We start from the raw sequence: 16,592 nt of genomic DNA, 5'->3' as shown, positions 1-16,592 counted from the left end.
AGACACAATGATTAAGATTGTGTCTCACCTTTTTTTATTTGTTATAAAAATCCTATATTATATATTAAATAAAACCGTTTTCGTTCAGTATTGGTTCATTGTTCATTTGTTACTCTTTATCTGTAATTAAAAGAAAGGAGTAAATAGATGAAGAAAAGACTAACATTTATGACGTTGTTGTTGGTAGTACTTTCAAATATCATATATCCTCTTCAAGTTGTGTTTGGTACAAGTTCTTCTGATCTCATAGAAATCAAAGAACGAAACAGAGTATCCGAAGACCGCGCTTCTTTTCAAATTGGTGTATTAAAGCCAGGAACAGTAGACACGCTCAATATTGAATTGCCAGAGTTCTCCACTGTTGATGAAGATGAGATGGATAATCAGGCACGAGATTATCAGTGGGAGTACGACGAGGAACAGAATAAAGTGATGATCCACAACATAAGTGAGGACATAACTGAAGTAACTGTCTCACTTAAAAATATTTCAACAGGGCAGCACGTGTTATCAGTCATTCCTTTATACGAAGGGCAAGAGGCAGAGAAAGTTGTCCATTCCTTTGAAACAATGAGTGTCATAGAAGAAACACAAGAAGAGGCTACAGAAATAGAGGCAGAGAAACAAGAAAGTATTACAAACCAAGAAGAATTACCAGTGCATAACGAAACAGCACCAGAACTACAACGAGATTTAAGTATTCAACGTGTGGGTGAAGGACTCGTGGAATCTGGTAATGATGCACTATTCAAATTGACACTGAAAACAACCGGTTCACAAGTGAAATACAATCAAAGTAAAATAACTGTCCAACTACCAGACTTAGAAGTTGTCAGTTTTAAACAAGATTTAAATGAGTTAGAAATTGCAGGAGTCGTCCCTACGTACGATTCAGATACAAAAGAATTAACGTATATATTTAAAGAATTAAAGTCAGGTCAAACCTATGAACGTATTATTAAATTACATACTGAAAATGGCATGTCTGCTAATGGGACGTCGGTGATAGTAAAATCTGAATTAAAGTTAGGGAATGGTGACGCTGAGATTATCCAAACTGATAATGCTATCAAAAAGATAAAATCAAGTCATTCCATGGCAATTCAAAAAGCGGTGATAAGAACGAAAGAAATACCAACATTAGGTAGTACCGTTAGCTGGGTAATTAAGGTAAGTGTTCCTAAGAATAAAACAGGTCAAATGTATTTGAAACCTGGTACAAAAATTACTGTACAGGATGAGTTGCCAGATGGCTTAACATTTATAAAAAGTCAGTCAGGCACTCCTAATCCAACTATTAGCGGGAAAAAGTTGACTTGGACGTTTGATGCACCAAGTTTGGAAGAGCAAATCAAGAGTACAGACAGTTTATTTACAAAAACATTGTCTATTGATACCAAAGTAAGCACGAATAATAAATATGTCGGCGAGCTAGAAAATAAAGCAACTATAGCAGGGGTTACAATTGATGGGAAAACATTAAGTCCAGCTGATTCAACAAAAGCAAATGTCATTATAGGAGATTCAGCACCAAGTACTGGTCCAATAGAAGGTGCAATAGTAATGCCTCAACATATCGGACCTGAAGATGGTAAAGGTGAATCTGTAGGAACTAATGCCAATAAAGATCCTAATCCAAAAGTCTATGACGATGCCTATTTATTATTTGAGCATGGGATTAGGGGACATATTTATAGTTATCATCACCCAATGAAAAGTTGGACGATATCATATAAAATTGATGAGAAGTTGATACTTGATAAAGTTAAGACTATCGGTGGACCTGTTATGGGGACAGATTGGTACATGGGAAGGAATAATGAGGAATCCAGCAAAAAGCTACCATTAAAAACTGTTCCAGAATATGATTTAGTACTAATTTATGAGGCTCCTAATGGAAAAGAAGGTAAATTAACAATTCCATCACCTGAACAAGGTGCTTTTCTTACACGAAAAGATTTTATTGCTCAAGGATTTGTTGACTCTAATCGAATTAAAGAGGTGCAATATGTTTTTAAAAATGCTCCTCAGGCTGTAGGAGCACCTAGAGCTAAATATTTTTTCAAAATTAAAAAAGGTGCGATAGGTGAGGTAGAAAATGTTTTTAACATGACAGGTACGACTACATGGACGAGACAAAAGGCATCAAATGGTGGGGTATCTACAGCAGAACAATTCTTTACACCTAATACCCAACGACCTTTTGATGTTTCTAAAGACTTTCCTGGCATTTTTGTAGGGAGGAATACACCTGCTGGGCCTAGACATGCAACCATTGTTAAGCGACCAACGAATCAACCTCCTGTCGCAAAAATAAATATTAGTTTATTAGACCAAAATGGTGGGGTAATAACTAATGGGAAAAATAGAATGGAAATTGCTTTTAGAAATGATGATGCATCTGTTCTAACAATTCAGAAAAAATTAGAGTCCAGTGTATTGCTACCACCGGGTGTTAAATTGGCAACAAAACCAAATGCTACATTCATTGATGGAGATGACGAAAAAACATCAGGCTCTTATCGAGTGATTTCTGATAATTATAATGGAAGTGGCCGTCAATTAGTGGGGATTGTTTGGGATGAAGACCGAATTAAAGTTGGCGAAACAATCAAAGCTGAATTGGATGTGGATATTTCAGACAATGCACCAAATCGATTGTTATTTGATGTTTACGGATTTTCTGGAGATGATGCGCTTAAGGTGCCGAGTTCAGGGAATAACAGTATCACAGATACTCTGCTACAAACAAAAAATACAGATGATCTAAATGGTGATGGTAAGAATGATAGTATTCGTATTAAATCAGGAAATAGTTATGTATTGAGTAGTATACATGATTTACAGGCTGAAAAGTTTGTTCGTCATACAGATGATAACGAATGGAGTAACTTAGCAAAAATAACGCCAGGTGAAAATTTCGAGTATAAGTTATTTATGACTAATACAACAGGAAAAGATTTATCAAGTATGACATTAATTGATGTGTTACCTTCTGTTGGCGATATCGGTATCACAGATAATGTCGCTAGAGGTAGTAAATTTACACCATTCTTAAAAGGGCCAATCAACTTACCAGTAGAATGGCAAGGTAAAGTAAAAGTATTCTATAGTAAAGCAAAAAATCCGAAAAGGGATGACTTAACGAGAAATGTTGAGTACCCCAATGGTGTTATGAAACTGGCGAACCCAGCAGGTGCTGAAGAGCCAAACTGGATAAGTGAGTCAAAAGTAGGTGATTGGTCATCTATTCATTCATTCAAGGTAGAATTATTACCAGGTGAAACATGGATTAAGGGTGTCGACATGGAGATTATTTATACCATGGAAGCACCAAAAGCTGAAGATATCAGTGATCAGTCTTTATTAGATCCGATGGAAGATATTCATAAGAGAGCTGCATACAATTCTTTTGCGATAGCAACGGATAGTGGACAACCTGTGGAACCTTTCCAAGTGGGAGTGTACATGGATCTGGATGGTTCATTGTCTATTACTAAGATTGATAGTGAGAAGACAGCAACAGGAGATGTTAAAAAATTATCTGGCGCCGAATTTGAATTATATAATGACAAAGACCAATTAATAACAACGTTAATTACTGATACAGAAGGGGCAGCAACAATTAAAGGGCTTCCGTTAGGTGAGTATACATTGAAAGAAACAAAAGCACCTGAAGGTTACAATGTATTGAAAAAACCAATCAGTGTTTCCATTACAAATAAAGAGTCACAGGTTGAATTAACAATTAAAAATACCAAACAAGGATGGCATTTGCCAAACACAGGAGGTATTGGGACGGCACTATTCTATGGTGTTGGTTTAGCAATGATGGGTATCGGTGGATACTTAGTGTTACAGAAGAAAAGAAACAAAAAGCTTGATATGTCAGAACAATAATAGTGTTCTTCATATAAATAAAAAGGAAATTAAGAAAGGGAGAAAATAGATGAGTTTATTAAAAGAGAAAGCCATTCATTTATTATTAACATTAGGTTTACTTGTATCAGTATTTGTACCTAGTATTGCTATGGCATATGAAACAAAGGGAGAGGTATCAAACCCAAGTTTAACGATTCATAAGTTTGAACAAGAACCAGGGACTAAAGAAGGGGAAGAAGGAACAGGTCTTCCAGGTCAAAACGCAGAAGGTAAAGCTGTTGAAGGCGTTACTTTTACCTTAACAATGACACACAAGTATGACGCTCAAGCAGACACTTGGACAGAAGTAACAGATGGCAAGACTATTGAAGCTATCACAAATGATAAAGGTCAAGCTGTTTTTACAAAAGATAATGGCTTAGAACTTGGTCGTTATAAAGTACAAGAAACAAAAGGACCTGCACATGTTATCTTGAACAAAGACGCATTTTCAGTAGATGTTCCAATGACAAGTAAAGAAGGAACAGAATTAAACTATGATGTTCACGTGTATCCAAAGAATGAAACAGTTCGTGGTGCGGTTGAATTAATCAAAGAAGACGAAGATGGTGAAAAATTAAGTGGTGTTACCTTTGGTTTATTTAACGAAGACGGCACAAAAGCAGTTGATACAGAAGGAAAAGAAATTCCAACATTAACAACTGGAAAAGAAGGTAAAATTAGTGTAGAAGGCTTAGCAGCTGGAAAATACTATTTCCAAGAGTTATCAACATTACCTGGTTTAGCATTAAACGATTCAAAATTAGCTTTTGAAGTAACAAAAGATGCATCAGGACAAGAAGTTGAAGTTAACTGGACAGCACAAGATAAATACCTAACAGAAGATGGTAAAGTAACCAACTACAAATTACCAGACCTTAAAAAAGATGTGGAAGAAAAGAACCACCACGAAGTTGATCGTGATACTGAATTCAACTACAATTTAACAATTAAAGCACCAAAAGATATTGAAAAATATGCTTTATTAGCTGTAACAGATACATTAGATGACCGTTTAGAGTATGCTGGTAAATGGTCAGTTGCTGGAACAGATGCAAGTAACATCGAGTTCAAACAAGAAGGACAAAAATTAGTTTGGTCTGTCAAAGACTTATCATTATTAACACCAGGCCAAGATGTAAAAATTACGTTTGCAGCAAAAATTAAAAAAGATGCAGTATTAGAGAGAGATGAAGAAGGCCAAACGAAACCTATTCCGAATACGGCTGAATTAGATTTCAACAATAATCATGGCTCATTTACTAAACCAGTAAGACCAGAAGATCCAACTGAACCACCATATGACCCACCAAAACCACCCGTTGTAACGGTTGATCCAAAAGATGGTGGATTAAAAGTAATCAAAGTGGATAAAAAAGACCACAAGATAAAATTAGAAAATGCTGAATTTAAGTTAACAACAGATGCTGAAGGCAAAAACGTTGTGGACGCAAAAGGAACAGTTATTAAAGTAAATGGAGCTTCTGTGGAAGGTAAATTAGAAGGATTATTAACAGGTAAAAACGGTGAAATCAACATTACTGGTTTAACACCAGGTACTTACTACTTACATGAAACAAAAGCACCAACTTTTACAAATGATAAAGGGGAAGTAAAACCTTACCGTCTATTAACAAAACCATTAGAAGTAGTGGTTCAAAACAAAGTGAATGACAAAGAAGTTGTTGTAGAAAACTCTCAATCTGGCTGGGACTTACCAAAAACAGGTGGATTAGGAACGATTCTATTCACAGTTTCAGGAACATTATTTATGTTAGTTGGTTTTGTCTTATTAGCACGTAAAGACCGTAAACAAGCATAATCACGAATGACATAAAGAATTCTAATCCTAGTGGTTAGGATTCTTTTGTCCTTTTGTAAGGAAGTGACACAATGAAAAAAAACGGATTAATTGCTCTATTTATATTGGTTGGACTCTCTATTTTTTCATACCCATTTATCGCTAATTATGTCTCCACAACAGGGTACGTTAAAACGGTGAACGGTTACGAAGAAAAAATGCGCCAATTAAGTGACGCGCAAAAAAAAGAAGAAGCCAGGATAGCAAAGGAACACAATGATAAAATTAAAGAAGAAGAGCTCACTTATGTGGATCCTTTTTCAAATGGAACGGAGGAAGGTGGCGCTAAAAGTTATTACGATGCCCTTCATATTGGGGACGTGATGGCAGTGCTTGATATTCCAAAGTTGCATTTAAGCTTACCTATCTATCATGGATCAGGAGATAAAGTGTTAAGTCAGGGGGTTGGCCATTTAGAAAATTCAGCCTTACCGATTGGAGAAGAAGGGACACATAGTGTGTTAACGGCTCATAGAGGGCTCCCGTCTGCTAAGTTATTTAGGTATTTGGATGACTTAGTTAAAGGAGATATCTTCTATATTACAGTCCTAGATGAGATTCATACTTATGAAGTCTTTGATACAAAAGTGGTCTTGCCTGATGAAACGGATTGGTTACAACAAGACAAAGAAAAAGAAGTTGTGACGCTGTTAACGTGTGACCCTTACATGTTAAATACGCATAGATTATTAGTATTTGGACAACGCATTCCTTATGAAGCAGAAGAGATAACCATCAGCCGAGAGAGTCGTTCTAAACAGATGATATTATTAGTTGCTGCCATATTGTTAGTCGTTCTTTTATTATTATTCCTATATACATGGTACCGTCGTTCTAATAAGAAGAGAAGGAGACATTAAATGAAGCGAAAAATACTCATCCTAGCGTTATTAGTGATAGGCATCGGTTTAATTGCTTTTCCTTATAGTGTGAGGTACTATCATGAGATTAAAAATAAAAGTAGTTACGATCAGTTGGTTGAGGCTTCTAAAGGATTAACAGAGAAGGAAGCTGAGGCCTTACAAACAAAAATTACAGAGTGTAATAATAAATTGAAAACGAACCAAGGAGAATTAATGGATCCTTTTTCTTCTAATAAAGAAAATTTGGATCAAATGAAGACTTGTTTAGGGATGAATCAAGAAGATGTGTTTGCGATTTTAGAAATACCTGTCTTAAACTTAGTTGTCCCTATTTATTTAAGTGCTACGGAAGAGTTTTTATCTAAAGGGATAGGACTCGTAGAAGGTTCTTCTTTACCCATTGGTGGAGATAGTACTCATACCGTTTTAGCAGGGCATCGAGGCTTATGGACACAACAAATGCTTATGTATGCAGATAAGATTCAAGAAGGTCATTATTTTTATATTCATACAATGATTGAGACCTTAGAATATAGAGTATATAGTACAGAAGTTGTTTACCCAGACGAAACAAACTCATTAGAGGTCGAGGAAGGCAAAGATTTAGCAACACTTATTACTTGTCACCCTTTTCCAACAGATGAGCAAAGATTGTTGATACACGGAGAAAGAGTTCAGTAATGTGGTTACAAGAGAATAGAAAAAAGAGAGGAATGTTCCTCTCTTTTTTCTCACCTTATTTTATATTAACCTATTTAAAGTTTGTGATAAATAAAACAGAAAAAAAGGTGTATAATATAATAAAATAGAAATATTGATGATAAAATGTTGTCTATATAGCTATCGATGTGATATCTTAAAAAGAAGAGAATTAAAAAGAGTAAAAGAAATATAGGCTAAGTGGTTTCAGGGAGTTTGTGACGGATTGGAAGAAGTAGATGGGTTTAGCTGATTTTGGTGTATTAAAAGGTCATACAATAGTTATAACTGAGTGACTTGTTACCATCACTTTTCTTTTTGTAAGTAGACAATGTCAGAAAGATCCTCTAAATTAAGTGCATTAGCAATACGTTCAAGATGTTCGATGTAAATGCTATTGCGCTTATTGTTAGCCATTTTATTGATGATAGAAGGTTCTATATTAGAAAGACGGGCCAGTTCGCGTAATGAGATATGATGTTCATCGGCTAATTCTTTAAGTCTAAATTTTAACGTATAAGTCATGTATTAGCACCTCGTTTCTTTAATACTTATCTATAGTGTATCCAAAAAACGTAGTAAAGAACAGTGATAGGTCATTAGAATGTCTCAATAGTATAGATATTATAAAAAACTTAAAAAGAAATAATGGTAGGAGTTGGATTAAGCCGTGGAAGATTACGGGGAGACATTTAGGAAAATCAGGATTGATAAAGGGTATTCTTTAAAAGAAACAGCGGAAGGGATTGTGTCAACACAATTTCTATCAAAGTTTGAAAAAGGAGAATCAAGTATTACTGTTCCAAAATTAAATGATTTACTAAATAAGATTTTAGTGTCATGGAAAGAATTCATGCGGCTCCATAATGGGAATAATTTGGATAGTGTTAACCGCAAAACAGGAGAAGTAGGGCATTTTATTTATTCAAATAATTTTTATGAACTGGATAAAATAGGAAAATATTACGATGAATTATATCGTGACAGTCAAAGTAATAAAGATCTACACATGTCTTTAATTATCAAAGCGAGTTATTATGCTAATATCGATAAAGAAATTACTCAAGATAAATTAATGATTATTCGTGATTATTTGAAGAGTGTGGATCAATGGTGTGATTATGAGAACTATTTATTCGGTAGTTTCATTCAGTATTTGTCTGATGATGATATTATGCTACATTACAGAAGAGTCGCGAGAAATTTTGAAAAAAATCAAAAAGATTTTGCTGACCTGAGTATGGAGAATATCCAACTTGTGAGCTTTATTATTAGTCATTTTGTGAACCAACGAAAACTAGATTTAGCTTTAGAAGTATTGGATCATTTAGGAGCATACATGTTAAAGGAAAATGACCCAGTCCATATGTTTTATAAACTAATTTTTAAATCCAAGATAAGTATTATCAAGATTTTACAAGGAGAAGTTGAACAAGGTAAGTCTGAAATTGAAGGATATATGAGAGCATTAGAACTCATTGGAGGCTACCCAGTTTTGGTAAACAACATGTTTAAGGACCTGCAACAGGCTTTGGAAGAAGTGAAGGGGAATCAGTGAGAAAACAACACTTAAAGTATTGTTTTTACCAGTGATAAGAAAATGTTTCGACAAAAGAACAACTTAAGTTGTTCTTTTTTCATTTTTTCCAAATTTTTTTATAAAATAGATAGAAAGGAGGACAGAAAATGGGAATCGGCGGTTGGTTGAAAGAGATGGTGTTGTTAGAAGAACAATTGGAAGTAAATTACTCTCTCAGCGAAGAGTTAAGTAATCAGTTGGAGGCTAATTACTTTATAATGAAACGCTTAATGACAAGCCAGATTCAGTTGGAGGGCAAGATAAAAAAAGATGATGATAGATTGGAACACCTACGTACTTGTATAGTGTCAGAACTGATTACAGGGTATCGTTTAAATTTGAAAGAATTAAATCGAACGGAACAAGATCGTCTGATCTTAATGGTGAGGGACAATCAATATGAACTCATTGATGCTGTGTTAAAGAAGAAAGAAACAGGCATTACGTTTGGCTCATTGAACTAACCAGGGGAAACGAGCAATAAATAAAAGGACTATTTGATTTGGGCAATGGATTAAAACGTTTTAAAATAATGAGGTATCTGTCATGGTTTCTCTTACAAACACTGACAGGTAAAAGCTGTATTTATTTAGAAAAACTAATATCTCAACACATTAGGGACTATCTGATGTTCGTCCAAATGGCTAGACTTTTCTTTTGAATAGTGTCACATAAAATGATCCTCTCTCATGAGGATTATTTTTATTATATCTTTTTAAAAAACGTACTAAAGTATAAAAAATGTAATTTACGAGGGTTTATAAAAGGATTCTTAGCACTATATATAACAAAAATATCTATAAGATGTTACAATGTGACTGATAATAAAAACACTATGAGGAGGTAATGTACTTTAAATAACACGTTCTCTTTTTTATGTGTTAAACAGTCATAGGTAATAATAAATGTAGGTAAAATATGTAGCGAAAGTAGGAATGTTAATGCTAAGTAAAAATAAAAAATATGCTCATTTGCTTTGTGTCATGGTTTTATTGTGTCAAAGTATGTTAAGTTTTTCTCAAATAAAGGTTGAAGCAGCAGAACCAATTGAAAGCAAAGTATCAAAGAATTTGAACGATTATAATGTCTTTTTGAGCGGGTATCACTCTGCAGATTCTGCAGATATCGAAGGACCATTAGCTGTGAGACAAGATTCAAGTTTTGGTTCTAAGTTGGAGACATACAGTTATGGAGCTATGTTCAATGCTACACCTAATACAGTTGGGACACCCTTGCATTTTGATACGCAAAAAACAGCTCTGTTGATTGGTGGTAATATCAAGAATCATTCAACTACTATTAAACCGGTGATTGAATCAAGAAGTTATAATTCTGAAAAAATAGGGTGGTTAAGTTCTCCACATGTAAGTGAAGAAGGCTATTTTCAAAAAGTAGATGTAGTAGACGCTCAAAAAAAAGCTGTTTCAAATGAATTTATTGATTCAGCCTTTAATAAAATGGAAACAGACATGTTTAGTTTATCTGAAGATATGGCGAGTTATGTAGCCGAGCGTAGTCCAAAAGGTGAAACCTTGGGAGATTATATGGATGGTAAGCTGATGACCTATCCTTATGATGTCAGTGATAAGGACTATTCTGTTCTTGTGCTGAATATTCCACCTAAAGAAGTAGATGGAAAATTAGTCACCATTATTGAGAGTTTTGGATTTGATTATAACGAGGTGATTGCGAATGACGCTATTTCTAACATTATCGTAACATCTATGGATGCTTCAGGCCGTCAGGCAGATACCATTGTTTTCAAAGGGAATTATTTACAAAACAAAGAAGGGGGTTTGAGTGTCCTTAGCTTGTCTGATCCTAGCGCGTATTTACATGCCAAAAAACTAGTCTATAATTTTGGACAAGCAACGACCGTGGTCAATTATTTTGATAAAGCCGGCTACGGAGCAGAAGTGCTTCCTCCAACTGGTATTGAACACAATGACGCAGGAGTGACGGAATCAGGAGAAGATAAGTATAATCATGACTACTTTAAACAATACGCAGTCAGCGGCGGCGCTAATGGTTCAGCCGAGTACGGTGGTGGTGTTGCTGTTATAGGTAGTGTGGTAGCGCCTTTAGCCACAGTTATTTTCTCATCAGGTAATATTAATGGGTATCTATTTGCAGCAGATTTGCATCAACGGAATCATATGGAAGTCCATAATTTTTGGAATACCTGGTTAATAAAAGAACCAAAGGGTGCTATTTCGGTTATTAAACGAGACAGTATCAATAAACAAAAGTTGTTGTCGGGTGCTGAATTTGATGTGTTTGATCATGACAATAATAAGGTGGATCATATTGTAACGACGACATCAGGGCAAGGTAGTTCGAATGTTCCGTTAGATTTTGGTGACTATACACTGATTGAAACCAAAGCCCCAGAAGGCTATGAATTAGACGCAACACCTATCAAGGTTTCCGTAACCAAGGATGGCGAATCGAATGTGACAACGGTATTCGTTGATAATACACAAGAGCTAGAAGAAACCGGTGGCATTGCGATTATTAAACGAGATTTTGCAAACAAACAAGAGTTACTTACAGGAGCGGAATTTGATGTGTTGGATAAAGAAGGGAACATTGTGGAACATCTTATTACTAACGAGAAAGGAAAAGCTGTCACAAAGATTCCTTTAGCGTTTGGTGAGTACACATTGAAAGAAACCAAAGCCCCAGAAGGCTATGAATTATTAGAAGATGTCATTACCGTAGAAGTGGTTGAAAATGGTGTATCTAATATAGTCACTGTCCCAATTGACAATCATCAGTTACCTGGTGAGCCAGTTATTCCAGGCTTACCTGGTAAAGGATCTATTTCAATCATTAAACAAGATGCGGAGAATAAAGAAATTCTTTTATCAGGAGCCGAGTTTGATGTGAAAAATGAACAAGGAGAGGTAGTCGATCACATTGTAACGACAAGTAACGGGCAAGGAAACACCACAGTACCACTGGATTTTGGTGACTATACACTGATTGAAACCAAAGCCCCAGAAGGCTATGAATTAGACACAACACCTAAAACAGTCTCAGTTGTAGAAGGAAAAATAACTAATGTTGTAACCGTTGAGTTAGTCAATCAAAAAATAAAACAGCCAACCGGTGGGATTAAGATCATTAAGCATGATGCCACCGACCTTGCTAAATTATTAAGCGGCGCCGAATTTGCCGTGTTTGAAGCTACTACAGGCTTATGGATCGATCATATTGTGATAGGAGAGAAGGGTGAGGGGCAGAGTACTGCTAAATTACCTCTTGGCTCATACTACGTGATTGAAACCAAAGCCCCAGAAGGCTATGAATTAGATACCACGAAACATGCTGTTGAGGTCACAGAGAATGACTTAGAAAATGTGTCGATCCTTGATATCAATAATAATCCACTCCCTGGTGAACCTATTATTCCCGAGCTACCATCAAAAGGGACAATCCATCTAATGAAACACGACGCATCAGATAAGGGAATCATGTTATCAGGGGCAGAGTTTGATGTGTTGGATGCAGCCGGAGAAAAAGTGGATCATATTGTAACAGACGTTTTAGGACATGGTTGGACTAAGGTTGATTTAGACTTTGGTAAATACACATTGGTGGAAACGAAAGCCCCAGAAGGTTATGAATTAGACGTGACACCTAAAGAAGTAGACGTTCAACCAGGAAAAGAGTCAAACGTATTGGAAGTACACATGGACAATGTGGCTTTACCAGAATTAGGTAAGATAACCATTAAAAAAATAGACGATACATCTAGCAAGAACCCTTTGGCCGGAGCCGAATTTAGTGTGACAAATAGTGAAGGGATTGTTGTGGAAACCATAACGAGTAATGAATTAGGTGTTGCCGAAACAACGAATCCACTCCCTTTTGGTAAATACATACTAAAAGAAACCAAAGCGCCAGAAGGCTTTGTATTAGACGATACACCACTAGAAGTAAGGTTGAGTCGCGGAGAAGAGACAGAACAAATTACGTTACATTTTATGAATGAGGCCCTCCCGTCACTACCACCAGAACCAGGTGTACCTGGAAAAGGAAGCATTCATATTATTAAACAAGATTCAGAAACATTCGCGCCTTTATCTGGAGCGGAATTTAGCGTTACTAATGAAGATGGTAGTGATACTACTCGGATTGTGACAGATGAAACAGGGCACGGTCAAACGACCAAACCTTTAGAATTTGGTGACTATGTAGTAGTAGAAACCAAAGCCCCAGAAGGCTATGAAATAGATGAAACACCTATTCATGTCACCATCGTTGAAGGAAAAGACAGCAATGTGGTTACTTTTAAAGTATTGAATACAGACAAAGAAAAAGGTGGCATTCATTTAGTCAAACAAGACAAAGAAGATTACACTAAATTATTAGCCGGAGCTGAATTTGATGTACGAAATGCTTTGGGTGAAACCGTGGACCATATTGTCACTGATAAAACAGGACATGGCGAAACAACCAAAGGACTAGAATTGGGAGAGTACACCTTAATTGAAACGAAAGCGCCAGAAGGTTATGAACTGGATGATCGTCCAATTATTGTTGTTGTAAAGGATGATAATGATGCCAACGTTGTCACGATTAAAGTTAAAAACACCCCACTTCCTTCGTTACCACCAGAGCCAGGTATGCCTGGAAAAGGAAGTATTCATATTATTAAACGGGATGAAGCTCATTATCAAAAACTATTAGCTGGAGCCGAATTTAATGTCTACACTGCAGATGGAGAAACCTTAATTGATACCATCGTGACAGATAAAACAGGGCATGGACAGACCACGAAACCTTTAGATTTTGGTAAATACACAGTGATTGAAATGAAAGCCCCAGAAGGTTATAAGTTAGACACTAAACCAAGATATGTTAACTTGATAGAAGGTCAAGAGAGCAATATCATCACGTTGAATATTACCAATGAGTGGGAACCTGGAGTACCTATTATGCCTTGGTTACCAGGTAAAGGAACCATAGAGGTTATTAAACATGATTCGTTGGATAAACAAAAATTACTAGCTGGAGCCGAGTTTGATTTATATAATTCACGTGCTCAAAAAATTGACCATATTATTGTAGGAGAAGATGGAAAAGGGAAATCTAACATTCCGCTTGACTTTGGTAAGTATGGATTGATCGAAACGAAAGCGCCAGAAGGTTATGAATTAGATGAAACACCGATTGTTATGGGGGTGTTAGAAGGAAAAGTAACGAACGTTGCGACAATTAGAGTCCCTAACAAGTTAAAACCAGGGACGCCAATTATTCCAACACTACCAGGTAAGGGCACGATTAAAATTATTAAAAAAGATGCAGGGGACAGTGCCAAACTCTTAGAAGGAGCCGAGTTTGATATTATTGATGCTACTGGAAAAATAGTCAATCATATCGTGACGGATTCATCGGGTGTCGCTCAGACGACAGTTAATTTGGAGTTTGGAGACTACACAGTAGTAGAAACGAAAGCGCCAGAAGGTTATGAATTGGATGCAACGCCAATTAAAGTGAGTGTTAAAGAAGGCAAAGAAACAAACGTGACAACCTTAGAAATCACAAACAGTCAAACGCCCGGCGTGCCAATCATCCCAACATTACCAGGCAAAGGAACGCTTCACATTGTGAAGCAAGATGCGGGAGATAAAGGCAAGTTACTAGCTGGAGCAGAATTTGATGTGTTGGATGGAAAAGGTAATAAAGTAGACCATATTATCACGAACACCTCAGGTCATGGTTACACCAGTGTGCCATTGGAATTTGGAGACTACACAATAGTAGAAACCAAAGCACCAAAAGGTTATGAATTGGATACAACGCCAATTAAAGTGAGTGTTAAGGAAGGCAAAGAAACAAACGTGACAACCTTAGAAATCACAAACAGTCAAACACCCGGCGTGCCAATCATCCCAACATTACCAGGCAAAGGAACGCTTCACATTGTGAAGCAAGATGCGGGAGATAAAGGCAAGTTACTAGCTGGAGCAGAATTTGATGTGTTGGATGGAAAAGATAATAAAGTAGACCATATTATCACGAATGCCTCAGGTCATGGCTACACCAGTGTGCCATTGGAATTTGGAGACTACACAATAGTAGAAACCAAAGCCCCAGAAGGTTATGAATTGGATGCAACGCCAATTAAAGTGAGTGTTAAGGAAGGCAAAGAAACAAACGTGACAACCTTAGAAATCACAAACAGTCAAACGCCAGGCGTGCCAATCATCCCAACATTACCAGGTAAAGGAACGCTTCACATCGTGAAGCAAGATGCGGGAGATAAAGGCAAGTTACTAGCTGGAGCAGAATTTGATGTGCTGGATGAGGCAGGAAAAACTATTGACCATATTATCACGAACGCCTCAGGTCATGGCTACACCAGTGTGCCATTGGAATTTGGAGACTACATAATAGTAGAAACCAAAGCACCAAAAGGTTATGAATTGGATGCAACGCCAATTAAAGTGAGTGTTAAGGAAGGCAAAGAAACAAACGTGACAACCTTAGAAATCACAAACAGTCAAACACCCGGCGTGCCAATCATCCCAACATTACCAGGTAAAGGAACGCTTCACATCGTGAAGCAAGATGCGGGAGATAAAGGCAAGTTACTAGCTGGAGCAGAATTTGATGTGTTGGATGGAAAAGATAATAAAGTAGACCATATTATCACGAATGCCTCAGGTCATGGCTACACCAGTGTGTCATTGGAGTTTGGAGACTACACAATAGTGGAAACCAAAGCGCCAGAAGGTTATGAATTGGATGCAACGCCAATTAAAGTGAGTGTTAAAGAAGGCAAAGAAACAAATGTGACAACCTTAGAAATCACAAACAGTCAAACGCCAGGCGTGCCAATCATCCCAACATTACCAGGCAAAGGAACGCTTCACATTGTGAAGCAAGATGCGGGAGATAAAGGGAAGTTACTAGCTGGAGCAGAATTTGATGTGCTGGATGAGGCAGGAAAAACTATTGACCATATTATCACGAACGCTTCAGGTCATGGCTACACCAGTGTGCCATTGGAATTTGGAGACTACACAATAGTAGAAACCAAAGCACCAGAAGGTTATGAATTGGATGCAACGCCAATTAAAGTGAGTGTTAAAGAAGGCAAAGAAACAAACGTGACAACCTTAGAAATCACAAACAGTCAAACACCAGGCGTGCCAATCATCCCAACATTACCAGGTAAAGGAACGCTTCACATCGTGAAGCAAGATGCGGGAGATAAAGGGATATTACTAGCCGGAGCTGAATTTGATGTGTTGGATGGAAAAGGTAATAAAGTAGATCATATTATCACGAATGCTTCAGGTCATGGCTACACCAGTGTGCCGTTGGAATTTGGAGACTACACAATAGTAGAAACGAAAGCACCAAAAGGTTATGAATTAGATACAACGCCAATTAAAGTGAGTGTTAAGGAAGGCAAAGAAACAAATGTGACAACCTTAGAAATTACAAACACCAAGGTACCAATGATACCTGGAAAACCTATAAAACCGTCAAAACCTGTTGTTCCAGGAAAACCTGTTAAACCAAGTAATCCATGGAAACCATTGTTACCTCAAACAGGACAAAAAAATCAAGGAATCCTAGCTATTGCTGGTATTGTTATATTATTAGGTGCTGTAACTCTTTATGTTAAACGAAAAAAAGAGTAGTAAAATAA

At 36.7% G+C, this 16,592-nt stretch carries 8 protein-coding genes; 7 read left to right on the top strand and 1 reads right to left on the bottom strand.

Annotated elements, in window-relative coordinates; all coding sequences use genetic code 11:
* Positions 1-147: 147 nt before the first annotated feature.
* The 4 genes from ACVWM0_RS06540 (at position 148) to ACVWM0_RS06525 (ending at position 7,326) form a co-directional block, all read left to right on the top strand.
* On the top strand, positions 148-3,900 hold the full coding sequence (locus tag ACVWM0_RS06540) for a SpaA isopeptide-forming pilin-related protein (RefSeq protein ID WP_476471840.1): 3,753 nt from the start codon (positions 148-150) through the stop codon (positions 3,898-3,900).
* A gap of 49 nt (positions 3,901-3,949) precedes the next feature.
* The gene (locus ACVWM0_RS06535) at positions 3,950-5,743 is read left to right on the top strand and encodes a SpaH/EbpB family LPXTG-anchored major pilin (protein WP_476471839.1); all 1,794 of its coding nucleotides are present in this window, start codon (positions 3,950-3,952) and stop codon (positions 5,741-5,743) included.
* Between the two features lie 71 nt (positions 5,744-5,814).
* Positions 5,815-6,642 carry a class C sortase gene (locus tag ACVWM0_RS06530; RefSeq protein ID WP_476471838.1) on the top strand — a complete coding sequence of 276 codons (828 nt, stop codon included), beginning with the start codon at positions 5,815-5,817 and terminating at the stop codon, positions 6,640-6,642.
* A complete protein-coding gene (locus ACVWM0_RS06525) occupies positions 6,643-7,326 on the top strand; it encodes a class C sortase (protein ID WP_476471837.1) in 684 nt (227 codons plus the stop codon).
* Between the two features lie 324 nt (positions 7,327-7,650).
* On the opposite strand, the gene ACVWM0_RS06520 is transcribed toward ACVWM0_RS06525, so the two are convergent.
* Positions 7,651-7,869 carry a helix-turn-helix domain-containing protein gene (locus ACVWM0_RS06520; RefSeq protein WP_476471836.1) on the bottom strand — a complete coding sequence of 73 codons (219 nt, stop codon included), beginning with the start codon at positions 7,867-7,869 and terminating at the stop codon, positions 7,651-7,653.
* Positions 7,870-8,014: 145 nt separating this feature from the next.
* Here ACVWM0_RS06520 and ACVWM0_RS06515 point away from each other — a divergent pair, with 145 nt between their 5' ends.
* The 3 genes from ACVWM0_RS06515 to ACVWM0_RS06505 all read left to right on the top strand — a co-directional run bounded on the left by ACVWM0_RS06515 (position 8,015) and on the right by ACVWM0_RS06505 (position 16,584).
* Entirely contained in the window at positions 8,015-8,902 is an 888-nt protein-coding gene (locus ACVWM0_RS06515) for a helix-turn-helix domain-containing protein (protein WP_476471835.1), read from the top strand.
* A gap of 128 nt (positions 8,903-9,030) precedes the next feature.
* Positions 9,031-9,387 carry a hypothetical protein gene (locus ACVWM0_RS06510; protein WP_476471834.1) on the top strand — a complete coding sequence of 119 codons (357 nt, stop codon included), beginning with the start codon at positions 9,031-9,033 and terminating at the stop codon, positions 9,385-9,387.
* A gap of 477 nt (positions 9,388-9,864) precedes the next feature.
* Positions 9,865-16,584 carry a SpaA isopeptide-forming pilin-related protein gene (locus tag ACVWM0_RS06505; protein WP_476471833.1) on the top strand — a complete coding sequence of 2,240 codons (6,720 nt, stop codon included), beginning with the start codon at positions 9,865-9,867 and terminating at the stop codon, positions 16,582-16,584.
* Positions 16,585-16,592: the final 8 nt, after the last annotated feature.

It is taken from the genome of Vagococcus sp. 211, assembly GCF_056322705.1.
The sequence above is the reverse complement of the archived record's forward strand: the minus strand, read 5'-3'. Positions and strand labels throughout refer to the sequence as shown.